Source organism: Novosphingobium sp. IK01 (assembly GCF_033242265.1).
Lineage (GTDB): Bacteria > Pseudomonadota > Alphaproteobacteria > Sphingomonadales > Sphingomonadaceae > Novosphingobium > Novosphingobium pituita.
Map to the genome: position 1 here is coordinate 885,390 of NZ_BTFW01000001.1, position 24,183 is coordinate 909,572.

General features: G+C 66.1%; 22 protein-coding genes and 3 riboswitches. Of the genes, 6 read left to right on the top strand and 16 right to left on the bottom strand.

The features are described 5' to 3' along the window. Nucleotides 1-256 precede the first annotated feature (256 nt). On the top strand, nt 257-1,189 hold the full coding sequence (locus tag SBI20_RS04335) for an ROK family protein (protein ID WP_317973891.1): 933 nt from the start codon (nt 257-259) through the stop codon (nt 1,187-1,189). A gap of 87 nt (nt 1,190-1,276) precedes the next feature. On the opposite strand, the gene SBI20_RS04340 is transcribed toward SBI20_RS04335, so the two are convergent. Continuing rightward, complete coding sequence (locus tag SBI20_RS04340; protein ID WP_317973892.1) at nt 1,277-3,784, bottom strand: TonB-dependent receptor; 2,508 nt, start codon at nt 3,782-3,784, stop codon at nt 1,277-1,279. A gap of 248 nt (nt 3,785-4,032) precedes the next feature. On the opposite strand from SBI20_RS04340, the gene SBI20_RS04345 reads away from it, so the two are divergent. Next, nucleotides 4,033-5,079, top strand: coding sequence for a LacI family DNA-binding transcriptional regulator (locus SBI20_RS04345; RefSeq protein ID WP_317973893.1), 1,047 nt, complete (start codon nt 4,033-4,035; stop codon nt 5,077-5,079). A gap of 37 nt (nt 5,080-5,116) precedes the next feature. On the opposite strand, the gene SBI20_RS04350 is transcribed toward SBI20_RS04345, so the two are convergent. Together SBI20_RS04350 and SBI20_RS04355 are read right to left on the bottom strand one after the other, a co-directional pair. Next, nucleotides 5,117-6,217 carry a glycoside hydrolase family 68 protein gene (locus tag SBI20_RS04350; RefSeq protein WP_317973894.1) on the bottom strand — a complete coding sequence of 367 codons (1,101 nt, stop codon included), beginning with the start codon at nt 6,215-6,217 and terminating at the stop codon, nt 5,117-5,119. Between the two features lie 89 nt (nt 6,218-6,306). Continuing rightward, complete coding sequence (locus SBI20_RS04355; RefSeq protein WP_317976034.1) at nt 6,307-7,617, bottom strand: MFS transporter; 1,311 nt, start codon at nt 7,615-7,617, stop codon at nt 6,307-6,309. Nucleotides 7,618-7,952: 335 nt separating this feature from the next. Between SBI20_RS04355 and SBI20_RS04360 the strand changes: the two genes are divergently transcribed. After that, a complete protein-coding gene (locus SBI20_RS04360; RefSeq protein ID WP_317973895.1) occupies nt 7,953-8,786 on the top strand; it encodes a response regulator transcription factor in 834 nt (277 codons plus the stop codon). A gap of 32 nt (nt 8,787-8,818) precedes the next feature. On the opposite strand, the gene SBI20_RS04365 is transcribed toward SBI20_RS04360, so the two are convergent. Further along, nucleotides 8,819-9,142: an HNH endonuclease gene (locus SBI20_RS04365; RefSeq protein ID WP_317973896.1), complete on the bottom strand. Its 324-nt coding sequence runs from the start codon at nt 9,140-9,142 to the stop codon at nt 8,819-8,821. Nucleotides 9,143-9,274: 132 nt separating this feature from the next. On the opposite strand from SBI20_RS04365, the gene SBI20_RS04370 reads away from it, so the two are divergent. Then, on the top strand, nt 9,275-10,771 hold the full coding sequence (locus SBI20_RS04370; protein ID WP_317973897.1) for a CpaF family protein: 1,497 nt from the start codon (nt 9,275-9,277) through the stop codon (nt 10,769-10,771). A gap of 178 nt (nt 10,772-10,949) precedes the next feature. Here SBI20_RS04370 and SBI20_RS04375 read toward each other — a convergent pair whose 3' ends face one another. Next, nucleotides 10,950-11,180 (bottom strand): hypothetical protein, encoded by a 231-nt coding sequence (locus tag SBI20_RS04375; protein WP_317973898.1) that lies wholly within the window; start codon nt 11,178-11,180, stop codon nt 10,950-10,952. A 145-nt stretch (nt 11,181-11,325) separates the two neighbouring features. Between SBI20_RS04375 and SBI20_RS04380 the strand changes: the two genes are divergently transcribed. Further along, the gene (locus SBI20_RS04380; RefSeq protein ID WP_317973899.1) at nt 11,326-11,457 is read left to right on the top strand and encodes an entericidin A/B family lipoprotein; all 132 of its coding nucleotides are present in this window, start codon (nt 11,326-11,328) and stop codon (nt 11,455-11,457) included. 79 nt (nt 11,458-11,536) lie between these two features. Here SBI20_RS04380 and gcvPB read toward each other — a convergent pair whose 3' ends face one another. From gcvPB to SBI20_RS04415, 7 genes are all read right to left on the bottom strand, one after another. Next, nucleotides 11,537-13,099: an aminomethyl-transferring glycine dehydrogenase subunit GcvPB gene (gene gcvPB / locus SBI20_RS04385; RefSeq protein ID WP_317973900.1), complete on the bottom strand. Its 1,563-nt coding sequence runs from the start codon at nt 13,097-13,099 to the stop codon at nt 11,537-11,539. Beyond that, nucleotides 13,096-14,454, bottom strand: a complete 1,359-nt coding sequence (gene gcvPA, locus SBI20_RS04390) for an aminomethyl-transferring glycine dehydrogenase subunit GcvPA (RefSeq protein ID WP_317973901.1) — start codon at nt 14,452-14,454, stop codon at nt 13,096-13,098. The genes gcvPB and gcvPA overlap by 4 nt, the downstream gene beginning before the upstream one ends. Before the next feature lie 6 nt (nt 14,455-14,460). Continuing rightward, nucleotides 14,461-14,832 (bottom strand): glycine cleavage system protein GcvH, encoded by a 372-nt coding sequence (gene gcvH, locus SBI20_RS04395; protein WP_317973902.1) that lies wholly within the window; start codon nt 14,830-14,832, stop codon nt 14,461-14,463. Continuing rightward, on the bottom strand, nt 14,832-16,004 hold the full coding sequence (gene gcvT / locus SBI20_RS04400) for a glycine cleavage system aminomethyltransferase GcvT (RefSeq protein WP_317973903.1): 1,173 nt from the start codon (nt 16,002-16,004) through the stop codon (nt 14,832-14,834). Before gcvT ends, gcvH begins: the two co-directional genes overlap by 1 nt. Nucleotides 16,005-16,036: 32 nt before the next feature. Then, nucleotides 16,037-16,162: riboswitch (glycine riboswitch) on the bottom strand. A gap of 1 nt (nt 16,163) precedes the next feature. Further along, nucleotides 16,164-16,275, bottom strand: a riboswitch (glycine riboswitch). A 125-nt stretch (nt 16,276-16,400) separates the two neighbouring features. After that, nucleotides 16,401-17,579 (bottom strand): deoxyguanosinetriphosphate triphosphohydrolase, encoded by a 1,179-nt coding sequence (locus SBI20_RS04405; RefSeq protein ID WP_317973904.1) that lies wholly within the window; start codon nt 17,577-17,579, stop codon nt 16,401-16,403. 30 nt (nt 17,580-17,609) lie between these two features. Continuing rightward, nucleotides 17,610-18,305, bottom strand: coding sequence for an aspartate/glutamate racemase family protein (locus SBI20_RS04410; protein WP_317973905.1), 696 nt, complete (start codon nt 18,303-18,305; stop codon nt 17,610-17,612). A 109-nt stretch (nt 18,306-18,414) separates the two neighbouring features. Next, complete coding sequence (locus SBI20_RS04415; protein ID WP_317973906.1) at nt 18,415-18,735, bottom strand: hypothetical protein; 321 nt, start codon at nt 18,733-18,735, stop codon at nt 18,415-18,417. Between the two features lie 124 nt (nt 18,736-18,859). After that, a riboswitch (TPP riboswitch) is annotated at nt 18,860-19,012 on the top strand. 44 nt (nt 19,013-19,056) lie between these two features. Here SBI20_RS04415 and thiC point away from each other — a divergent pair. After that, nucleotides 19,057-20,919, top strand: a complete 1,863-nt coding sequence (thiC, locus tag SBI20_RS04420; RefSeq protein WP_317973907.1) for a phosphomethylpyrimidine synthase ThiC — start codon at nt 19,057-19,059, stop codon at nt 20,917-20,919. Nucleotides 20,920-20,976: 57 nt separating this feature from the next. Here the strand turns inward: thiC and SBI20_RS04425 are convergent, their stop codons facing one another. The 4 genes from SBI20_RS04425 to SBI20_RS04440 form a co-directional block, all read right to left on the bottom strand. Next, nucleotides 20,977-22,389: an NAD(P)(+) transhydrogenase (Re/Si-specific) subunit beta gene (locus SBI20_RS04425; protein ID WP_317973908.1), complete on the bottom strand. Its 1,413-nt coding sequence runs from the start codon at nt 22,387-22,389 to the stop codon at nt 20,977-20,979. Further along, a complete protein-coding gene (locus SBI20_RS04430; RefSeq protein ID WP_317973909.1) occupies nt 22,389-22,673 on the bottom strand; it encodes an NAD(P) transhydrogenase subunit alpha part 2 in 285 nt (94 codons plus the stop codon). The genes SBI20_RS04425 and SBI20_RS04430 overlap by 1 nt, the downstream gene beginning before the upstream one ends. A gap of 121 nt (nt 22,674-22,794) precedes the next feature. Next, nucleotides 22,795-23,931 carry an NAD(P) transhydrogenase subunit alpha gene (locus SBI20_RS04435; RefSeq protein WP_317973910.1) on the bottom strand — a complete coding sequence of 379 codons (1,137 nt, stop codon included), beginning with the start codon at nt 23,929-23,931 and terminating at the stop codon, nt 22,795-22,797. 4 nt (nt 23,932-23,935) lie between these two features. Next, nucleotides 23,936-24,058 (bottom strand): hypothetical protein, encoded by a 123-nt coding sequence (locus tag SBI20_RS04440; protein WP_317973911.1) that lies wholly within the window; start codon nt 24,056-24,058, stop codon nt 23,936-23,938. Nucleotides 24,059-24,183 lie beyond the last annotated feature (125 nt).

Consider the following 24,183-nt stretch of genomic DNA (forward strand, 5'->3'; position numbering starts at 1 on the left):
CAAGACCGCCCCCAATTTTCAGGCCCGCCTTCCCCTTTTGCAAGCCTCTGCGCCCTGTCCGTCGAAACAGCCATCAAAACACGGAAAAACAGCCAGTTGTTTGCCACAGGTAATTCGTCTGCAAAGAGGTTGACCCACCGCGCCCACGCCGCCAGAAAATACGCCTGAAACCGATTGCATACCCCCATGCACCACCCCTGACGGGCTCCGGGGCATACCCATAAAAATCGTGCAAAAACAAGGATGGGAGAGACATATGACCCAAACCCCCTTATCCAGCGCCCCGCTGGTCGGCGCCATCGAGGCCGGTGGCACCAAGTTCATCGCGGCCCTGGCCACCGCGCAAGGCGAAGTGCTCGCCCGCGCCCGCATCCCGACCGAAACGCCCGAAACCTGCTTTCCCGCGCTCGCCGCCTTCTTTGGCGCCGCGCAGGAGCAGCACGGCAAGGCCAGCGCCTTTGGCGTCGCCAGCTTCGGCCCGATCGACATCGACCCGGCCTCGCCCGCCTATGGCACCTTCACCACCACCCCCAAGCCGGGCTGGCAGGGCGCGCGCTTTCATGACGTGCTGGCCTCGTTCGGCGCCCCCATCGTCGTCGATACCGATGTCAACGGCGCCTGCCTTGGCGAATGGATGAAGGGCGCCGGGCGCGAAAAGGACGGATCGCACTGCCGCACGCTGGCCTATACCACCATCGGCACGGGTATCGGCACCGGCGTGGTGCGCGACGGGCGTTCGCTGATGGGCATTTCGCACTTCGAGAGCGGCCACATCCCCTGCCCGCACGACCATGCGACCGACCCCTTCCCCGGCAACTGCCCGTTCCATGGCGATTGCCTCGAAGGGCTGACCTCGGGCCCGGCCATTGAGAAGCGCTGGGGCAAGAGCCTCGACCAGCTGGCCGACGATCCATCCGCCATCGACCTCATCGGCGGCTATATCGCCCATCTGGCGACAAGCCTCGTCCTGCTCCACATGCCCGACCGCCTGATCTTCGGGGGCGGGGTGATGAAGGCGCCCGGCCTCGTGGAATCGGTCCGCCGCCAGACGCAGGCCCGCCTCGCCGGCTATGTCCGCCATCCCCGGCTCGACGCAGGCCTCGAAACCTACATCGTCACCCCCGGCCTTGGCGACGATGCCGGGATCACCGGGGCCATTGCGCTGGCCTGCCAGACCCTCCCCCAATAATCAGGCGCTCCCCCGATAAGGGGAAACATCAAAAAGGCCCCGGAAGCATCTGCTTCCGGGGCCTTTTTTGAGCACATGGTCAGTGCGTCAGAAGCGATAGCGGACCGAAGCGGTCATCGTCCGGCCGAGCATGGCCGAATTGTCGAGGATCGCCTGGTTGGCCGCCAGCCCGGCGCTGCCCGGAGCAACGGTCAGCGAACCGTTGTTGGCGCGATAGCCCAGCGTGTTGAGCAGGTTGTTGACATTGAAGCTCACTTCGAGCCCATCGAGCGGACGCACCTTCACATACCCGTTGAGGAACGTGCTGCCCCGCACGCGATAGCCCCCGGCGATCTGGAAGTTCGACTGCCCGCTCGCCGAAAGCCCGAACGCGGCGATCCCGGCGTCATAGCTGGGCGAGGCCAGCCAGGTCCAGTCGGGCATGGCCACCGGCGTTGCCCCGGTGCCCGCGTTGCGCGAATGGGTGTAGACGACATAGCCATCGAGCGAGAAGCGCCCGGCCGCCACCCCGCCCGATGCCTCGACGCCATAGGAATGATAGATGGCGTCGATGAAAGGATTTTCCCCGCGCGAGGGCGCCGTGAAGTCGTAGTTGCTCTCCTTGACTTGCGCACGGTAGAGCGTGACTTCGGCATGATAGCGCCCGCCCAGAAGGCCGCCGCGCTGCTTGATCCCCAGTTCCTGCTGGGTGACATAGTTGAGCGAAAGATGGCTGCCGCCCGCCGTCAGCTTGCCATCGGCGGTGAAGTTGGCGTTGTTGTAGAGCAGGCGGTCGGCGTTGAAACGCCCGCCCCGGCTCACCCGGACGAACACGCTGGTGCTCGGGCTCACCTCGTAGAGCGCCCCGAACGACCAGCTGACATAGCCCTTGGCATAATTGAGCACATTGGCCGGGGTCGCACTGGTGTTGTAGGCCGGGACCGAAGCCGAACCGAGCGCATCGCTCAGCGTGACATTGGCGACCTGCTCATTGGCATAGGCCACCCCGCCCGCCTTGACGGTATCATAGCGCACACTCGCGTCGAGGTTGAGGCGCCCGATCTGCCCTTCGAGCTGCCCGTAGAGCGCGTCGTTGGTATAGGTCACCGCATAGGACCGCCCGCCACAGCACGCGCCCCACTGGGTGTTGAGCCCGTTGACACCCATCGCCCCAAGCTGGTTGCCCGCCGCATCGAACAAGTCGAGCGGAACAGGATTGCCAGAACTGTCAAGCGTTTGCGTCATGTTGTTGATGCGCCAGTCCATGTCGATCGTCTGGCGCATGTGGAACCAGCCGGCATGGGCATTGATCTTCGCGGTGTTGCCCAGCTCGAACTTTCCGTTGAGCGTCAGGTCGTTCACGAAGCTGCCCACGTCGCGCATGGTGACATAGGCCTGCGCACCGTTGCTGACGAAGCGCCCGCCATAGATCTCGCCCTGGTTGGGCCCGGTCGCATAGCGCAAGGTGCCGTCGCCAGCGACCGAACCGGTGGTGGCCTCGCCGGTCCACTGGTTGGCAAACGTGCCGCGCATCGCCGTCCAGCGCGCCTTGTCGGTCACGGTGAAGGCACGCGAGAATTCATAATGGAATTCGCCGCCGACCGAAGTCACGACCGGGTGGATGCCTTCCATGGGCACCGTGCGCAGCTGGCCATCGGCATCGAGCACGCGGAAGGTCTGGTTGTAGAGCCCGCTCGACGCATAGCGGCGCGCGTTCACCCCGTCGAACGTCGAGAAACCGGTGACCTTGTTGCCATCAACCGTTACCAGGCTGGGCATCGAGGTAAAGGTCGGCTCCTTGTCGTCCAGGCGCTTGAAATTGAGGCGGATATAGCCCTTTCCATCAGCCAGTTCCTTGGTGATGTTGCCCTTGATCTGATAGCCGCTCTGGGCCTTGTAGGGCAGGTGCGTGGGGCCGTTGCCGTCGATGGCATAGCCCCCGACGTGGAAGCGCACGCTGTCCGAGAGATGGCCGCCATAATCGAAATCGACGCGCGTTTCGCGATAGTTGATCGCCTGCGAAACGCCGATCTGGCCGCCGTCATGCTCGCCGGTCTTCGAGACATAGTTGATCACCGCGCCCGGCGCCTGGCTCGAAAAGGTCGAGGCCGAACCGCCGCGCACCGCCTCGACCCGGTCGACATTGTTGTCGAAGCGCACCCAGTAGTCGTTGTTGCCGAACATGATGTCGCCAAACAGCGTCACCGGCAGGCCGTCTTCCTGAAGGCCGACATATTCCGAACCGCCCGTCGAGACCGGAATCCCGCGCACGCCGATGTTCGAGTTGCCGCCCGGCCCTGCGGTATCCTGCACATTGAGGCCGGGGATCGTGCGCAGGACTTCGGCCTGCGAGCGCGGGGTGAAGGCGATCACCGCATCCTGGTTGATCTGCGAGACGGAAATCGAGGAGAGCCGCGCCGATTTGCCGCTGGCCGCCGCCGTCACCACGATCGGGCCGATGTCGGCCACACTGTCACCCGGCGCGCCCGCATCCGGTGCCGCATCCGTGGCCGATGCCGGAGCTTGTGCGGCATCCTGGGCATGGATCGGGGTGGCGAAGAGGGCTCCGGCCAGCGCGACAAGCGACGCGCTCGCAAGATGAGCGAAAGGCTTCATGCAGGTACTCTCCCATGACATGTCCCCGCATCGTTCTGCGGGAATCGATATATTTTGTGATAGACACCGATGCAATCGTTTGCAACGCCGTTTTTCGCCTTATGCAAAGGATTGCATAATACCTGTACTCGCAAGCCGTGTGGCACCGGGAGATTGCAGCACGCCATCCCTTTCCGAAAAGCAAACGGGCCTTTAAGGAACGCTGCCATGCCCTTGCTTTCACAGGCCCTGAGGCTACAAGCAAAAGCATGACCGACACGGCAGCCGACAAGAGCACGAGAGAGGGAAACAAGCCGCGCATCCGCAACATTGCGGAGCTGGCACGCATGGCTGGCGTTTCAGCCGGGACGGTGTCGCGCGCACTGGCCGGCAAGAGCCTGGTCAACGCCGAGACCCGCGAGCGCATCCAGACCATCGCGCGCGAACATGGCTTTCGCCCCAACCAGATGGCGCGGCGCCTGCGCACCCAGCGCACCGGGGTGATCGGCGTGGTGATCCCGCTCGGGCACGAGCGGCGCCAGCACATTTCCGACCCCTTCTTCATGACCCTGTTTGGCCACCTCGCCGATGCCCTGACCGAAAGCGGGCACGACCTGATGCTCAGCCGCGTGATCCCCGGCGACGATGAATGGCTCGACCGCATCGTCGATTCCGGCATGCTCGACGGCGCGCTGGTGATCGGCCAGTCCAACCAGATGGAAGCCATCGAGCGCGTGGCCGAACGCTATCGCCCGCTCGTCGTCTGGGGCAGCCACCGCCCCGGCCAGATCCACTGCACGGTGGGCACCGACAACCGCGAGGGCGGGCGCCTGGCTGCCCAGCGCCTGATGGACCAGGGCATGCACCACCTCGCCTTCTTCGGCGATACCGGGGCGCCAGAAATCGCCGACCGCCTCCACGGCGCGCGCGATGCAGTGACGAAGGGCGGCGGCAGCTACCGCATCGCCGCCTTCCCCACCCATCTTTCGAACGACGAAATCCCCGAGCAGGTCGCCGCCCACCTCGAAAAAATGGGCTCGGGTTTCGACGGGATCGTCTGCGCGTCCGACGTGATTGCGATGACCACCTTGCGCCTGCTCCACGAGCGCGGCGTGCGCGTGCCGGTCGACATCGCGGTGACCGGCTTCGACGATGTGCCCCTCGCCACGCAGACCGTCCCGCGCCTGACCACGATCCGGCAGGACATCGCGAGCGGCGCGCGCGCCATGGTCGACCTCCTGATGCAGCGCATCGCCGGGGTCGATACGCCTTCGTGCGTGATGCCGCCCGAACTGGTCATCCGCGAAAGCGCCTGAAAGAGGGGCCGCAAGCCCCTATTTCATCAAAATTTTGTTATTGGACGATACTCACCCGGTCACCATCGAAGGCCAGCTGGAACACCGGCGCGGGCGCCCCGCCGAACTGCGCGCGCCGCAATTCGGGATGGTCGGCCAGCCCGCGCCCTTTCATGCCCCAATAGTCGATGAAGCTCCACACCGCGCCCTCGCCGGTCACCCACCAGCTATAGGTCTGCCCCGCCTCGCCCGCCGGGTTGGGCGCGACCAGTCCGCCCCCATTGAGCGCGCGCCACGGGCCGGTCAGGGCCGGCGCCACCATGCCATAGAGCCCGTTGGGCCCGGCCAGCGCACCGGGGGCAAACGTATGCCGCTGGGTCGACCAGAACAGGTAATAGAGCCCGTCGCGCAGGACCACGCAGGGGCGCTCCATCTCGTTGTTGGTGCCGATCGCCTCGACCAGCGGATCATCGAGCACCCAGCCTTGCGGCGTTTTCGTGGCAAGGCCGACAAGGCCGTTGTGGCTGTCCTGCGTCCAGGCCGCGCTGCCGGTAAAGACGATATGGGCAAGGCCGGTCGCCGGATCACGAAACCACGCCGGATCGCGGAAGGCCTTGATCGAGCCGGGCACGGGGTTGGCGATCTCCTGCCGGTCGGCGACATAGCGCATCCCGTCGGCCACCACGATCTCGCGCGGCGTGCCCCAGTGCCCCGGCCCCTGTGCGCCCATCCGCCCCGGCACTTCGAACAGGCGCTGCTCGTAGGAAAAGACCCCGCCACGCCGCCCGGCCACGGTGTAGAACAGGCAGACGGAAACCCCGTCGTCCATCAGGACCGCGCTCCCCGCCCATTCACGCGTGCCGGGGCTGAGCCCGTCGGGCAGGGCATTGCCATGATCCCGCCAATCCCCCGTCGCGCCTTGCGAGAGCAGGCGGATGCGCGCGACATCGTGGCGCTCGTGCGGATCATCGAAGCAGGGCGCGCTCAGGAAGAACCACCAGGTGCGCCCCTCGTGAACGACCGTGCGCCCGTCCTCGTGCGCCAGCGGCCAGCAGTCCCACACGTCGAACCCCGGCAGGATCGGCACGACATCGGCCGCCGTCACCAGCGGGATTTCGGGCACGGGGTCATAGCCATGAGGCTCCCAGCGCGAGGGCATGCGGGAAACAATCGTTTGCATCGACAGAGTCGGCGAAGCAGGCGTGAAATCGGCAGTCATGCAGACCTCGTGAAGTAAAAAGGGACGCGTCAGAGCGCCGGAGAGGAAGACGGCCGCCCCTCGCGCACCCACAGCACGCTCAGGGCCGCCAGAACGAGGCTCGCGCCACAGGCCGAAAGCATCCGGCCCGGATCGCCGCCGAGCGCGCGCTCGTAGAGGCCCAGTCCAAGATGCAGGAAGCCCAGGTCCAGCTCGCTGGTCACCAGCGCAAAGAGCACCATCGGGATCACGATCATCATGTTGAAGATGCCCATGTAGACCCCGGTGCGCTCGGGCGGGATCGAACTCGACAGGATCGCATAAGGGTTGCCCATGATGCTCCCCCAGGCCAGCCCGACGCCGACGGCGGGAACGAACAGCCAGGCCTTGTCGGTCACATGGGGCAGCGCCAGCATGCCAAGGCCGCCCGCCAGCAGGCACAGCGCATGGAGCGGCCCCGGCCCGATCCGGCGCACCAGCGGCACCATGGCAAAGGCCGCGACGAAGGCCACGCCATTGTAGAACGCCGCGATCTCGCCATTGGTCAGGACCGCGCTGTGAAACGCCGAACTGTGCGGATCGGCGGTGTGATAGACCCCCCGCCCGATCGCATACGTCACATAGAGCCAGTAGCCCCACATCCCCGACCACTGGAACAGGCTCATCAGCCCGAGCTTGCGCATGGCGGCGGGCATCGTGGCAATCGCATCGACGATTTCGGCAAGGGCCGCCCCCAGCCCGCGGGGGGCCGCGGCGATCCGCGCACGCTCGGCGGGTGTCAGCGGCAGTTCGGGCACGCGGCGCACCGACCACACGATGGTCACCAGCGACAGCGCCGCCCCGACCATGAACACCACCCGCACGGTATAGGGAATGCCATGGGCATCGACCCAGTCCCGGTTCATCCCCAGCGCCACCAGCAGCGACGGGGTAAGGAACGCCAGCATCTGGGCAAGGCCGGTAAACGCGCTCTGCGCGAGAAAGCCGACCTGCCGCTGCGCCGGGGCCAGACGGTCGGACACATAGGCGCGATAGGGCTCCATCGTGATGTTGTTGCCCGCATCGAGCAGCCAGAGCAGCGAGGTGGCCATCAGCAACGAGGACGAGAGCGGCATCGCCATCAGCCCGAGCGCGCAAAGCACCGCCCCGACAAGGAAATAGGGCGTGCGCCGCCCCCAGCGCCCGTCCGTCCGGTCCGACAGCGCGCCGATCAGCGGCTGGACCAGCAGCCCGGTCATCGGCCCGGCCAGCCAGAGCAGCGGCAGTTGCGCCTCGTTGGCGCCCAGATAGCTGTAGATCGGCCCCATGTTGCCCTGTTGCAGGCCGAAGCTGAATTGCAGCCCCAGGAAACCGAGATTCATTTCGAGAATGCGGCCCAGCGAAAGATGCGGCCGCGCGGTGCCTTCCGCGGGGCACGATACGCTGCCCACCGCCTCTCCTGATGCCACATTGCGGGCACTGTCCATCACGCTCTCCCCTCGGGCTCACCGGCCCTTCATGCCCTTTTTCGAGCAGATTCTTCCATGGCATATCAGAATGGCGCTGACAACAATCGATTGCATTCAGGTTCGATACATCCCGAAAGGCTTCTTAGCGCTCGCAGCAAAGAAAAGAAATTTGTCGCGAAGGGATTTGCCCACCGCCCCGTTGAAGGGGTGTCCCTCATCCCTCCCCTCCCAACGACGGACCTGACCGAATGCCCCTTGCTCACCCCGAACTTCGCCCGAACCCGGCTGGTGCCATGCGCTTTGGCCGTACCGACGGACCGGTGGCGCCCCCCGCCCCCGCCAACACCCCTGCCACCGGCTTCGAGCCCTCGACGCGCCGGACCCACGACGCGCGCATCGCGCTGCTCGATGAAGACCAGCAGACCCGCGATCTGCTGCGCGAATATCTCGAAGGCCAGGGCATGCACGTCATTTCCGTGGCCAATGGCCAGGAACTGCGCCAGCTGATCCACCACGAGCCGATCGACGCGGTGATCCTCGATGCGATGGCCCGCAGCGAAGACTCGCTGGCCCTGCTGCGCGAGATGGCCGAACAGCCCGGCACCCCGCCGGTCATGCTGCTCTCGGCGGTCGCCAGCGACATCGACCGCATCGTCGGCCTCGAACTGGGCGCCGACGACTACATGGCCAAGCCGTTCAACCCGCGTGAACTGCTCGCCCGCCTGCGCGTCGTGCTGCGCCGCAGCAATGCTGCCAGCGTGCGCGTGGCCGCCACCCCGGTGCTCAGCTTCGCCGGCTGGGTGCTCGACCCCACGTTCTACGTCGTTCGCGATGCTGCCGGGCGCGATGTCGACCTGACCAGCGGCGAATTCAAGCTGCTCCACGCCCTTGCCGGCCATGCCGGGCAGGTCGTCAGCCGCGAAGCGCTGCTCAAGCTGGTTCATGGCGACGAAGCCGAAGCCTTCGACCGCGCCATCGACGTGGCCGTTTCGCGCCTGCGTGCCAAGCTCGTGCGCCACGGCGGCGGCGCGCTGATCCGCACCGTGCGCGGCGAAGGCTATCTGTTCGCGGCCCGCATCTGATCAGGACGCCCGGCGCCACGCCTTCCCTCGGGCTAGCGCCGGGTCCTTGACCGCAATGAAATCCGCGACGCCGTCCGGGCATGGAAATCGGGCGGCTTGCTTGCGATCCACGCCACGAACCGGGCGAGCGCGGGATCTTCGACCAGCCTGGCCCTGTCCGCCCCGATCCGCGCCAGTCGCGCATTGTCGAAACAGGCATGGATCGTGCGATGGCAGATCGGATGCAGGGGGACGACATCACGCCCGCCCCGGCTTTTGGGCACCGGATGGTGCCACTCGCACCGCTGTCCGAGCGGACGGCAGCATAACCAGCACGGTACAGCGCCTTGCGTCCCGCTTTCGCCTTCAAAAGTCACACGCCCCACTCCGTTCCTGCGCGTTTTTAGGGAATCCTGAAGGTTTACGGCTTATTGACGCCAGCGAGAACACCCCGACAGGCCTAACCACCTTGAGGACGCCATCGGGGTAGAGCATACAGGGAAAGACGCATGAGCGCTTTTGGCCGGAAGACAGGTATTGGCGGGGCAAGTGCCACCCGCCCTTCGTTCGGCGTTGCACGTCCGATGAAGGCTGGCGAACCTGCCGCTCCCCCGCCCGCGTCCGATCCCGGCGCCTTTTCTGCCCCGAGCGATGACCCGTTCACGAGCCGCAACGGCGATGCGCTCTCGCGTCTGGCTGAACGCGTCAATTCCGTGGTCGACAACACCTACCATGCCGAAGGTTTCGAGGCCTCGGTCCACAAGATCAAGGAACAGGTGCTCCCCCGCCTGCTCGAACGCGTCGACCCCGAAGCCGCCGCCACGCTCACCAAGGATGAACTGTCGGAAGAATTCCGCCCGATCATCATGGAAGTGCTGGCCGAGCTGAAGGTCACCCTCAACCGGCGCGAGCAGTTCGCGCTCGAAAAGGTGCTGATCGACGAGCTTCTCGGCTTCGGCCCGCTCGAAGAGCTGCTCAACGACCCCGATGTCTCGGACATCATGGTCAATGGCCCGGAGCAGACCTACATCGAAAAGAAGGGCAAGCTCCAGCTCGCCCCGATCCGCTTCCGCGACGAGAGCCACCTGTTCCAGATCGCCCAGCGCATCGTCAACCAGGTCGGCCGCCGTGTCGACCAGACGACCCCGCTGGCCGACGCCCGCCTCAAGGACGGCAGCCGCGTCAACGTCATCGTGCCCCCGCTCTCCTTGCGCGGCACGGCGATCTCGATCCGCAAATTCTCCGAAAAGCCGATCACGCTCGACATGCTGCGCGATTTCGGATCGATGAGCGACAAGATGTGTACGGCCCTGAAAATCGCCGGGGCCTGCCGGATGAACATCGTGATCTCGGGCGGTACGGGCTCGGGCAAGACGACGATGCTCAATGCCCTTTCCAAGATGATCGATCCGGGCGAGCGCGTGCTGACCATCGAGGACGCGGCCGAACTGCGCCTGCAACAGCCGCACTGGCTCCCGCTCGAAACCCGCCCGCCCAACCTCGAAGGACAGGGCGCGATCACCATCGGCGACCTCGTGAAGAACGCCCTGCGCATGCGACCCGACCGCATCATCCTGGGCGAAATCCGTGGCGCGGAATGCTTCGACCTGCTGGCCGCGATGAACACCGGCCACGATGGCTCGATGTGTACGCTTCACGCCAACTCCCCGCGCGAATGCCTGGGGCGTATGGAAAACATGATCCTGATGGGCGACATCAAGATCCCCAAGGAAGCGATCAGCCGCCAGATCGCCGAATCGGTCGATCTCATCGTGCAGGTCAAGCGCCTGCGCGACGGGTCGCGCCGGACGACCAACATCACCGAAGTGATCGGCATGGAAGGCGACGTGATCGTCACGCAGGAACTCTTCAAGTTCGAATATCTCGACGAGACCGAAGAGGGCAAGATCATCGGCGAATTCCGCCCTTCCGGCCTGCGCCCCTATACCCTTGAAAAGGCGCGTCAGTTCGGGTTCGATCAGGCCTTCCTCGAAGCCTGCCTCTAGGCAGTGTCTTCGTTCTGGCAGAAAAATAAGGATTTCATTCGTCATCCCCGCGCAGGCGGGGATCCAGTTCCGGAGGGCGAGCACGCAAGCAAAGCGTGGAATCTGGATTCCCGCCTGCGCGGGAATGACAGGAAATGAAACCGGCCTCGCGCAACGCTTTCACCTGCCCTTGCCACTGTCAGTGGAGAGCGGTCTTCAGGGCCGTCCCCACCAGCATGATCCCCATGAAAAAGCTCAGGACGTAGATCATCGTCCAGGGCATGCAGCCCACGCGGTCGAGATCGTGGCGGGCATGGCGCCGTCGCTCGGCCAGCAGCGCCGCCACGGCGAGGACCAGCAACCCGCCCCCGCAGGCCGCCAAGGCCTGCCACGGCCCGTTCCAGTCGATCATCTGCCACCACCCCGTCATCGCGCCCCCATGGCCTGCTCTTGAGCGCGAAGCAATATGCCCGTGGCAGGCTGGAACCGGCCATGTCCATGCGCGTTAAGGCTGCGTTCGGGGGCTTGCGGCAATGCGGCTGGCCCCAAGCCATAATTTCATGAGGACACAGACCATGACCCGCAAGATCATCCTCGCCATGACCATGGGCGGCCTGCTGCTCGCAACGGCGGCCTGCAACACCGTCAAGGGTGCTGGCCGCGACATCCAGTCGATCGGCCAGGCCGGTTCGGACGCGATCCACTGAGCGGACTGATCGCGTAACAAAAAACGCCGCGATACCAGTGGTATCGCGGCGTTTTTTATGCGCCTGCCGAAAAGGCCGGTCAGCCTTCGGTCGGCGTCCAGATCAGACGCGGCTTGCGCGCGGCGCGGGTTTCATCGACACGGCGACGCGGGGCGAAGTGCGGCGCGCTCTTGAGCGCGGCATCCCCGGCGCGGGCCCGCTGGCCCAGACTTTCCATCGCGGCGATGAACTGGTCGAGCCCGGCCTTGCTCTCCGTCTCGGTCGGTTCCACCAGCATCGCGCCATGGACGACGAGCGGGAAATAGACCGTCATCGGGTGGAAGCCCTCGTCGATCAGCCCCTTGGCGAGGTCGAGCGTCGAAAACCCTTCGGCAAAGCCATCATCGCTGAACAGCGCCTCGTGCATGCACGGCCCCGTCGCGCCAAACGGCGCGTGAAGGACGTGTTCGAGACGGCGCAACACGTAGTTGGCGTTGAGCACCGCATCGCCCGAGGCCTGGGCCAGACCATCGGCCCCGTGGCTCAGGATATAGGCCAGCGCGCGGGTGAACATGCCCATCTGGCCATGGAACGCGCACATCCGGCCAAAAGCGCCCGGTGCCTGCTCGGCCCCTTGCGCTTCCTCGATCAGGTGAAGCACGCCATCGGTGCCCGGCTTGACGAAAGGCAGCGGCGCGAACGGCGCCAGCGCTTCCGACAGGACCACCGGCCCTGCACCCGGCCCGCCCCCGCCATGCGGCGTCGAGAAGGTCTTGTGCAGGTTGATGTGCATCGCGTCGACGCCCAAATCGCCGGGGCGAACCCGCCCGACGATGGCGTTGAAGTTGGCGCCGTCGCAATAGACATAGCCGCCCGCCGCATGGACCGCGTCGGCAATGGTCTTGAGATCGCTCTCGAACAAGCCGCACGTATTGGGGTTGGTGATCATCACCCCGGCCACGTTCGGGCCGAGACGGGCGATCAGTGCGGCGGTATCGACGCGGCCCGCAGCCGTTGCCGGAATGGCCTCGACCTTGAAGCCCGCGAAGGCGGCCGTGGCCGGGTTGGTGCCATGGGCGCTTTCGGGCACGAGGATGACCTCGCGCTTGTCCCCGCGCGCGTCGAGCGCGGCGCGGATCGCCAGAAGGCCGCACAGTTCGCCATGGGCGCCCGCCTTGGGCGTCATCGCGACCGAAGCCATGCCGGTCAGTTCGACCAGCCAGTGGGCCAGTTCGTCGATGACCTTGAGCGCGCCCTGCACCGTGCCTTCGGGCGCGAGCGGGTGAACATCAGCAAAGCCGGGCATCCGCGCGACCTTTTCATCGAGGCGCGGGTTGTGCTTCATCGTGCAGCTGCCGAGCGGGAACAGGCCAAGGTCGATGGCATAGTTCTGGCGCGACAGGCGCGTGTAGTGGCGCACCGCTTCCGGTTCGCTCAGGCCCGGCAGATCAACCGGGGCCGCGCGCAGGGCCAGCCCGGCCAGCGGCGAACCGGCCACCTCGTCGAAATCGACGCCGCAATGGTCGGCGCGGCCAATTTCAAAGAGCAGCGGCTCTTCGAGGTGCAGCGCGCGATTGCCGGTGAAGGTCGCGCCCGCGCCTTCGGGTGCGCAAGCGGCATCACCCATTTCCGGGCGCCAGCCCGAAGGATTGAGAGCGGTCATGCCAGCACCTCCCCAAGCGTGGCGACAAGGGTGGCGATATCCTCGTCGGTGGTCAGTTCGCTGGTGGCGACCAGCAGGACGTTGGCGAGGTCGCTCGCGCCGGGCAGCAGGCGCGAAAGCGCGACACCGCCCAGAACGCGGCGCTGCGCCAGCGCCTCGACGACATCGGCCGCCGGGCGCGGCAGGGTCACCGCGAACTCGTTGACATAGGTCTCGTTGACGAGGGCCACGCCGGGCACCCGGGCCAGGGCCTGCGCCGTCTGGACCGCGCGCAAGTGGCTGGCGCGGGCCATGCGGGCCAGGCCTTCACCGCCCAGAAGGCTCATGTGAATGCTGAAGGCCAGCGCACAAAGACCTGAATTGGTGCAAATATTGCTGGTGGCCTTCTCGCGCCGGATGTGCTGCTCGCGGGTCGAAAGGGTCAGCACGAACGAACGCTGGCCATCGGCATCGACGGTTTCACCGCAAAGGCGACCGGGCATCTGGCGCACGTACTTTTCGCGGCAGCCGAACAGGCCCAGATAGGGCCCGCCGAATTGCAGGCCGACGCCCAGCGACTGGCCCTCGCCCACAACGATGTCCGCGCCCAGCGCACCGGGGCTTTCGATGAGGCCGAGCGCGACCGGCTCGGTCACGACCGCCACCAGCAGCGCGCCCTTGGCCTGCGCGGCAGCCGCCACGCGGGCCAGATCGGGCACGCGGCCCAAAACGTCCGGGTACTGGACGAGAACACACGAGGTTTCCCCGTCGATGGCCGCGATCAGCGCGTCTTCATCGGCATGGGCGCCCAGCGTCGGCAAGGCCGTGACCAGACGGTCGCCGGTGAAGCGCGCCATCGTCTGCGCCGTGCCGACATAGTGGGGGTGCAGCCCGCCCGAGAGCACCGCGCGGTTGCGCCGCGTGATGCGCCCGGCCATGGCGATGGCTTCCCAGCACGCGGTCGAACCGTCGTAGAGCGAGGCATTGGCCACGTCGGTTCCGAACAGGCGCGCGACCTGCGTCTGGAACTCGAAGAGAACCTGAAGCGTGCCTTGCGCGATTTCGGGCTGGTAGGGGGTATAGGCGGTGAGGAATTCGCCGCGCTGGATCAGGTGGTCAACCGAGGCGGGAACATGGTGGCGATAGGCCCCGGCGCCGAGGAAAAAGGGTACCTCGCCCGCCGTCAGGCTCTGCGCCGAAAGGCGGGCCATGTGGCGTTCGACAGCCATTTCGCTGGCGTGGCCGGGCAGCCCGGCGATGGGCCCGGACAGGCGCGCGGCCTCGGGCACATCGACGAACAGGGCGCCCACGTCGGGAACCCCGACCGCAGCGAGCATCTCGCCACGGTCGTGTTCACTCAAAGGGAGATAGCGCATCGGCGATCAGAGCTCCGCGACATGGGCGGCATAGGCCGCCTCGTCCATCAGGCCGTCGAGCTGGGCGGCGTCGGACAGCGTCATCTTCCAGAGCCAGCCTTCGCCTTCGGGGGCCGAGTTGACCAGTTCGGGGGCGTCTTCGAGCGCAGTGTTGAGCGCGCTCACCGTGCCCGAGACAGGCGCGTAGACGTCCGAGGCGGCCTTGACCGAATCGACCACCGAGGCGCTGTCGCCCTTGGTCAGAACCGCGCCTTCGGCGGGCAGTTCGACGAACGTGATGTCGCCAAGCTGCCCTTGCGCATAATCGGTGATGCCGACAGTGGCAGTGTCACCTTCAACCGCGATCCATTCGTGGTCAGCCGTGAAATAGCGGGTCATCAGGCGATTCCTTTGCGCACATAGCGATGGGGGATGAAGGGAAGCGAAGTGATCGTGGCGGGGATCGTCTTGCCCCGCACGGAAAGCGAAAGTTCGGTGCCGGGAGCGGCCAGCGCGGTCTCGACGAAGGCCATCGCGATCGGACGCCCGAGCGTGGGGGCAAAGCCGCCCGAGGTGACGGTGCCCACGACACGATTGTCGGCGAGAACCTGCGCGCCCTCGCGCGCGGCCATGCGGCCTTCGAGCAGCAGGCCCACGCGGCGACGCGCCGGGCCCTGTTCGAGCGCGGCGACAATGCGCGCGGCGCCGGGGAAATCGGCGGCGGCGCGGCGGCGCGCGGGAATGGCAAACGCCAGATCGGCCTCGACCGGGTCGGTTTCGACCGAAAGATCATGGCCATAGAGCGGCAGGCCCGCTTCGAGGCGCAGCGAATCGCGCGCGCCAAGGCCGATCGGGCGAACTGCCTCGTGGGCAAGCAGGGCATCGGCCAGCGCCTCGACATGGTCGGCGCGAACCGAGATCTCGAAGCCGTCCTCGCCGGTGTAGCCCGAGCGGCTCACGCCCAGTTCGACCTCGCCCCACAGGAAAGGCGCGGCCTCCATGAAGACCAGGCTTTCGAGCGTGCGGGCCGGATCGTGCGCGGGCACGAGGTCGAGCGTGGCGAGCGCGCGGGCCGCCTCGGGGCCTTGCAGCGCCAGCAGGGCATGGCCGGTCAGGTGTTCGAGGGTGACGCCTTCGGGCAGGCGGGCGGCGATATGGGCGATGTCGCCATGCTTGGTCGCGCCGTTGACGACGATGTAGAAATCCTCGCCGCGATTGGTAACGATGAGGTCGTCGAGAATGCCGCCATCGTCGGCCAGCAGCAGCGAATAGCGCAGCTTGCCCGGCTTGAGGCCGAGGAAGGCCCCCGGCAGCAGGCTTTCGAGCGCCTGGGCGGCATTGGCGCCGCGCAGCACGAGTTGCCCCATGTGCGAGACGTCGAACAGCCCGGCCTGGGAACGGGTCCATGCGTGTTCGGCCATGATGCCCTCGTACTGGACGGGCATGTGGTAGCCGGCAAACTCGACCATGCGGCCACCGTGGGCACGGTGCCAGCCATCGAGAGGCAGCGCAAGAACGGGATGCGACGGATCAGCGCCCGCCGGGGCAGCGGGATTGTATGTATCACTCACAAGAATCAACTCCGCACAGAGCAGCACCCAATGGTGCCCCCTCTGTCACGGAAACCTGAGAGCTTTCCCCCATGACGGGCCCGAAGACGCGTCGCGGAGTTACCCCTTCGGCGGCTTCCCCGCCAACAGGCGCGGAAACACTTTCCAGAGTGTCGCTATAGACCCCGTGCGGTCCTTTGGCCTGAGAGATTCCGGGGCGGTTGCTCCTTCGGCGCCGCTTGCCTTTCCGCCCTGAAGCGAATCAACAAACGAACTCTCCCGCGCGGGTCAGCGACAGGAGGCCCCTTTCGCGCAAGGCACCCTGTCAAGTCAATAGCGACTCAAACCCGCTTATGGAGATCATCAAAAAAATGAATGGACAGACGGGCACCGTTCTCTGCAAGCAGGCTTAACCCGTCAGACATTCCTAAGGCCTTCAGGGACTTGTCCGGTGATCTTGCGATAGCATTCGATGGCGTAACGGTCGGTCATCCCGGCGATGAAGTCGGCAATGGCGCGCGAGCGGGCGGGCTCGGTTTCGGGCAGTCGGCCATGCCAGTCCGGCGAGATCAGCGCGGGATCGGCGCGGTAGGCGGCAAACAGGGTCTCGACGACGGCCCGCGCACGATCAGCGGCGGCGACCTGCTCGGGATGGAGGTAGAGCCGGGCATACATGAACTGCTTGAGCGCGCGCTCCTCGCGGCGCATGTCCTCGGAAAAGCCGCAAAGCGTGCGCCCGGCGGCGCGGACATCGGCCACGCTGGCAACGCCGGCCTCCCTCACCCGGCGCCCGGTTTCGGCGATCACGTCGTTGACCATCCGCCCGATCTGCCCGCGCACCAGTTCGCGCAAGAGCCGCTCGCGCGGGGCCTGGGGGAAGCGCGCCTCGATGACATACCACTGCTGGGCCAGCGAGGGCAGTTCGAGCAGGTCGTCGAGCGTGAGGAAGCCGCCGCGCAGGCCATCGTCGATGTCGTGGTTGTCATAGGCGATGTCGTCGGAAATGGCCGCAATCTGCGCTTCGAGCGAGGCATGGCTGGCCAGATCGAGCGGAAAGGCCGCGTCGAGTTCGGCCAGGGCCCAGGGCGCCTTGCGAATGGGGCCATTGTGCTTGGCAAGGCCTTCGAGCGTCTCCCACGTCAGGTTGAGGCCATCATGCTCGACATAGGGGCTTTCGAGCCGCATCAGCACGCGCAGGGTATTGGCGTTGTGGTCGAACCCGCCTGCATGGGAGAGCGCGGCTTCGAGCGCGCTTTCGCCCGCATGGCCAAACGGGGGATGGCCGATGTCGTGGGCGAGGCACAGCGCCTCGGTCAGATCCTCGTCCACGGCCAGCGTGCGGGCGATCACCCGCCCGATCTGGGCCACTTCGAGGCTGTGGGTGAGCCGGACGCGATAGTGATCGCCATCGGGCGCGATGAACACCTGCGTCTTGTGACGCAGGCGCCGGAACGCGATCGAGTGGATGATCCGGTCGCGGTCGCGCTGGAATTCGCTGCGCGGGCCGCGCACGCCGCCCTTGTCGGTGGCAAATTCGCGCCCGCGCGAGGCGGCCGGATCGCTGGCGAAAGGAGCCCTGATCGGCGCGTCCGTCATGCAGCCCCCCATCGGTTCAGGCCCATCGGCTCATGAATCGCCCATGATCCAGCCCACCGCCGCTTCGGCGTGGATGCGGGCGCCGTCGTAGATCGGCAGGACATTGGCGTCGACGTCGATCACCGTGTCGAGTTCGGTGCAGCCGAGCACGACGGCCTGCGCGCCAGCCTGATCCATCGAGGTGATCATCGTCTTGAACGTGCGCTCGGCGGCGCGGGTGACGCGGCCCTGCATCAGTTCCTCGTAGATGATGCGGTCGATTTCCTCGACATTGTCCATCACCGGGGGCAGCAGCGTCACCCCGTGGGCGACCAGCCGCTTGCGATAGAAGCTCTCGACCATGACATTGCGCGAGCCGATCAGCGCGGCGGTCGTCACGCCGTCGGCCTGCATCCGCGCGCCCACGGCGTCGGCAATGTGGATCACCGGCACATCGACCGCAGCGGCGACCTTGTCATAGACCTTGTGCATCGAATTGGCGCCGATCAGGATCGCACTGGCACCGGCCTGGGCGAGGCGCTGGGCGCTTTCGACCAGAACCAGCGCGGCGCGCGCCCATTCTTCCGCGCTCGACAGCCGGGCGAGCGGCGCGAAATCGAGGCTCTCGATGATCAGCGGCGCGCTCGACAGCGTGCTCGTGCGTCCCTGGACCAGCTTGTTGATATGGTCATAATACGTGCGGGTCGAAACCCAGCTCATCCCGCCGATAAGGCCAATCTTGCGCAAACGTGTATCTCCTGCCGGTGTCCCGTCCGGTCATCTGGCAAGGCTTACGCAAGCAGGACTGCAAGGTCCAGCCCTGCAAGGGAAGTTCCCCCTCGGAAGGGGGACGCGCTCAATGGCGCTCGGGCGCGAGGCCGGAGGCGCACAGGGCCGCCGACGACAGGGTCACCTGCAAGAGTTCGGGATCTTCGAGGCGGCGCACCGTCCAGACATAGTCGGCCAGGGTGCGCTTGGGGCCGCGCAGGGATTCCAGACGGCGAAGCTGGCTGATCGAGAGGCGGTCGGTCATCCGCTCGGCCATGCAGGCGGCAGTGGGCCGGGAGAGCCCTGCATCGACCAGCGCCGAGCGCACGCGGCCTTCGGCAAGCTTGGAGACGCAGCCACCCGTCAGGATCGACAGGGCAGCGACAGCGGCGATGAGGGGAGCCTTCATGGGCAAGGCCCCTCCTCCTTCATCCTCTTGCTGTCAATCGACATTCTCGCGCCGGGGAAGGCCCGGGGCCGTCGAGCATCGTGATCGCCCCCTCTGGACGGCGCGGCAGACAAGGCTTACACACGGTTCATCCCCGGGGAGCCTGCGCGCTTGCCCGTCGGACGGGTCGATGGCCCATCGCGACGGACGGCAATGGCTGAGAGGGGCGGTTCGCACCGCCCGACCCGTTGAACCTGAACCCGTTAGTACGGGCGGAGGGAGGGTTGTTCGGCCATGCGCAATGCGCGTGCCAGTCCCTTCGTCGCCTCGAAAGGACTGATCATGACTGACATCCCTTCCAGACTCGACATTGGCGTGACCACCGGCCCGATCCGCGGCAGCCGCAAGATTTACCTGCCCGCTCCCGGCGATCCCTCGGTCATGGTTGCCATGCGCGAGATCGCGCAGGAAGCGGGCAGCGGCGAACCGCCGGTGCGCGTCTATGACACCTCGGGCGCCTATACCGACCCGGCGGCCACCATCGACATCTCGGCCGGCCTTGCACACATCCGCCGCGACTGGATCATCGCGCGCGGCGATGTCGAGGAGTACGAGGCCCGCCCCGTCAAGCCCGAGGACAACGGCCAGCTGGGCCCTGACCGCAGCGGCGGCGTGCCTGCCTTCCCCAACACGGTGAAGCGCCCGCTGCGCGCCAGGGCTGGCGCCAACGTCAGCCAGATGCACTATGCCCGCCGCGGCATCATCACGCCCGAGATGCACTATGTCGCCACCCGCGAGAACCTGGGCCGCGCGATCCTGAAGGACAAGCTGCTGCGCGATGGCAACGACTGGGGCGCGGCCATTCCCGATTTCGTGACCCCCGAATTCGTGCGCGAGGAAGTGGCGCGCGGCCGTGCGATCATTCCCAGCAACATCAACCACCCCGAAAGCGAGCCGATGGCGATCGGGCGCAATTTCCTGGTGAAGATCAACGCCAACATCGGCAACTCGGCTGTGGCCTCGGACGTGGCCAGCGAAGTCGACAAGATGGTCTGGTCGATCCGCCACGGCGCCGACACGGTGATGGACCTCTCGACCGGACGCAACATCCATGACACGCGCGAGTGGATCATCCGCAACGCGCCGGTTCCGATCGGCACCGTGCCGATCTATCAGGCGCTGGAAAAGGTTGGCGGCATTGCCGAGGAACTGACCTGGGAAATCTTCCGCGACACGCTGATCGAGCAGGCCGAGCAGGGGGTGGACTATTTTACCATCCATGCCGGTGTCCGCCTGCCCTACATCCCGCTGACCGCCAGGCGCGTCACCGGCATCGTCTCGCGCGGTGGATCGATCATGGCCAAGTGGTGCCTGGCGCACCACAAGGAATCGTTCCTCTACGAGCGTTTCGACGAGATCACCGAGATCATGAAGGCATACGACGTGGCCTACTCCCTCGGGGACGGGTTGCGCCCCGGCTCGATTGCCGACGCCAATGACGAAGCGCAGTTCTCCGAACTCTACACGCTGGGCGAGCTGGCCAAGCGCGCCTGGGAGCAGGACGTGCAAGTGATGATCGAGGGCCCCGGCCATGTGCCGATGCACAAGATCAAGGAGAATATGGACAAGCAGCTGCAAGTCTGCGGCGAAGCGCCTTTCTACACGCTCGGGCCGCTCGTCACCGACATCGCGCCCGGCTATGACCACATCACCAGTGGCATTGGCGCGGCGATGATCGGCTGGTTCGGCACGGCGATGCTCTGCTACGTCACGCCCAAGGAGCATCTGGGCCTGCCCGACCGCGACGACGTCAAGGTGGGCGTGGTGACCTACAAGCTGGCTGCACATGCAGCCGACCTCGCCAAGGGCCACCCGGCGGCCAGGCTGCGCGACGATGCCCTGTCGCGCGCGCGCTTCGAATTTCGCTGGCGCGACCAGTTCAACCTGTCACTCGACCCGGACACCGCCGAGCGGTATCACGACCAGACCTTGCCTGCCGAGGGCGCCAAGTCGGCCCATTTCTGCTCGATGTGCGGCCCCAGGTTCTGCTCGATGAAGATCACACAGGAAGTGCGCGACTTCGCCGCCAGGCAGAACGCCCCGATCGAGACCTTTGCCGCCGCCCGGGACGCCGAAAAGGGCATGGCCGAGATGAGCCGGAAGTACCGCGAAGGCGGCGACCTCTACATGCCCGTGGCCGACTGAAGCGGGTGCCGACCGGAAGGAGCAGCATCGCTCCTTCCGGTCGGGCGCATGGCCTGGTCAGTCCTGAAGGGCCTTGTTGATGTCCTCGACCATCTTCTTGGCGTCGGACAGGAGCATCATCGTCTGGTCCATGTAGAACACGTCGTTGTCGACGCCCGAATAGCCCACGCCATTCATCGAGCGCTTGACGAAGAGGATCGTCTTGGCCTTCTCGACATCAAAGACCGGCATGCCATAGATCGGGCTGGACTTGTCGGTCTTGGCCGCCGGGTTCACGACGTCGTTGGCGCCGATGATGAAGACCACGTCGCACTGGGCGAAATCGCCCTGGATGTCCTCAAGCTCGTAGACTTCGTCGTAGGGCACATTGGCTTCGGCGAGCAGCACGTTCATGTGGCCGGGCATGCGCCCTGCCACCGGGTGGATCGCGTACTTCACCTTGACGCCGTGCGCCTTGAGGTTGTCGGCCATCTCGCGCAGCGCGTGCTGCGCCTGGCTGACGGCCATGCCGTAGCCCGGAATGATGATGACGTTCTCGGCTTCCTTCATCAGGAAGGCCGCGTCCTCGGCGCTGCCGCGCTTCCAAGGGCGCTGTTCCTTGGCCGCGCCACCGCCGCTGGCCGCTTCGGCGCCAAAGCCCCCGGCAATCACCGACAGGAACGAGCGGTTCATGGCCTTGCACATGATGTAGGACAGAATCGCGCCCGACGAGCCGACGAGCGCGCCCGTGATGATCATCGCGGTGTTGTGGAGCGTGAAGCCCATCGCCGCAGCCGCCCAGCCCGAATAGGAATTGAGCATCGAGACGACCACCGGCATGTCCGCGCCGCCGATGGGGATGATCAGCAGGAAGCCGATCAGGAAGGCAAGCCCGGTGATCGCCACGATCACCCAGCCGCTTTCGTCCTGGGTGAACCAGGCGACGAGGCCGACAATCGCCGCCAGCGTGCCCAGATTGATCACATGGCGCCCCGGCAGCAGGATCGCCGCGCCGCTCATCTTGCCTGCCAGCTTGAGGAAGGCGATGATCGAGCCCGAGAACGTGATCGCACCGATGGCAATGCCCAGCCCCATCTCGATGCGGCTGTCGGGATTGATCACGCCCGAGGGCAGCAGGATGCCGAAGGCCGCCGGATTGGCATAGGCCGAAAGGCCGACCAGCACGGCGGCAAGGCCCACCAGCGAGTGGAACGCGGCGACCAGTTGGGGCATCGCCGTCATCTGGATGCGGCGCGCGATGAAAAAGCCGATGCCGCCGCCCAGCGCGATCGCCACGGCGATCTCGGGCAGGCTGGCAATGCCGTGGGTGACCAGCGTGGTCGCCACGGCAATGACCATGCCGATCACGCCATAGCGGTTGCCCGCGCGGCTCGTCGCCGGGCTCGACAGCCCGCGCAGCGCGAGGATGAACAGCACCCCCGCGACCAGATAGGCCAGGCCCACAAAGGGTGAGGAAGCGAGGCCGCCCATCACTTCTTGTCCTTCTTCTTGTACATCGCGAGCATGCGCTCCGTGACGGCAAAGCCGCCGAAAATGTTGATCGAGGCGAGCACCACCGCGCCCAGCCCCAGCCACTTGGCCAGCGGCGAACCCGCCGCCGCCGAAGCCACCAGCGCCCCCACGATGATCACCGAGGAAATGGCGTTGGTCACCGCCATGAGCGGCGTGTGGAGGGCGGGCGTGACCGACCAGACCACGTAATAGCCCACAAAGCAGGCGAGCACGAAAATGCTCAGGATCGAAATGAAGTCCATGACACACTTACCTTCATGATCGCCCGCGCGCGGGAGAGGGGCATTGGCCTTGGCTCTCCCTTTCGCCGGATCACGGCGTCGCACGCGGGCGCCCCTCCCCGCATGCAGGGAGGGTGTCCGTTCAGCCCAGCAACCGCTGGTTCACGATTTTGCCGCCTTGCGTGAGGCGGATGGCCGTGCCGATTTCCTCGTCGAGCACCGGGCGCCCCTGTTCCTTGTCCCAGAACGCGGACAGGAAATTGAACAGGTTGCGCGCGAACAGCGCCGAGGCATCGGCCGGCAGGTGTGCAGGCGTGTTGGAATAGCCGACGATCTTGACCCCGTGGCGCTCGACCACCTGGTCGGCCACGCTGCCCTCGACATTGCCGCCCTGGGCCACGGCAAGGTCGTAGATGACCGAACCGGGGCGCATCGTGGCGATCTGGGTGTCGGTGATCAGGCGCGGCGCGGCCCGGCCCGGAATGAGCGCCGTGGTGATCACGATGTCCTGCTTGGCGATGTGGCTGGAAACCAGTTCGGCCTGGGCCTTCTGGTATTCCGGGCTCATCTCGGTGGCATAGCCGCCAGACCCTTCACCCTCGATGCCCGCCACGCTTTCCACGAAGATCGGCTTGGCGCCGAGCGAGAGGATCTGCTCCTTGGTCGCCGAGCGGACGTCGGTGGCCGAAACCTGCGCGCCAAGGCGGCGCGCGGTGGCGATGGCCTGAAGCCCGGCCACGCCCACGCCCATGACGAAGGCCTTGGCCGCGCTGACCGTGCCAGCGGCCGTCATCATCATCGGGAAGGCCCGGCCATAGAGGTTGGCGGCCACGAGCACGGCCTTGTAGCCGGCAAGGTTGGCCTGCGAGGAGAGGATGTCCATCGACTGGGCGCGGGTGATGCGCGGCATGAACTCCATGGCCAGCGCTTCGAGCCCGGCAGCGGCATAGGCCTCCACCCGCGGGCGCTGCCCGAACGGATCGAGCCCGGCCACGACCCAGGCACCGGGCGCAACGCCCGCCAGCAGGGCTGGATCGGGGCCCTGAATGCCCAGCACGATGCCCGCGCCTGCCAGAGCCGCGCTCGCATCGGGCGCGATGCGCGCGCCAACGGCCTGATAATCAGCATCGGCAATGCCGGCGGTCGTTCCTGCACCGCTTTCCACGGCAACAGCAGCGCCAAGCCCGACCAGCTTGCGCACGGTTTCGGGCGTGACCGCCACGCGGGTCTCGCCCGGTGCGCGTTCACGCAGGGCGGCGATAACAAGGTTCTGCGTCATCGGCTTACTGGATGACCGCAATCACGAATGCCACGATCAGCGCGATCACCGGAACGGCGATCTTGATCACCGTGAGAAATCCGTCATAGGTCTCGCGCGCAGCCTTCATGTCAACAGCTGACGTCATGGGGTTTCGCCTTCATTTTCTGATCGCATCCGGCAGCCTATCGCGCGCGCCCTCCCGGCTCAAGCGGGAAGCTGTACCTGTAGACAGGAAGCTGTAGACTGGGGTTTAATCCGGTCTTTACCCGA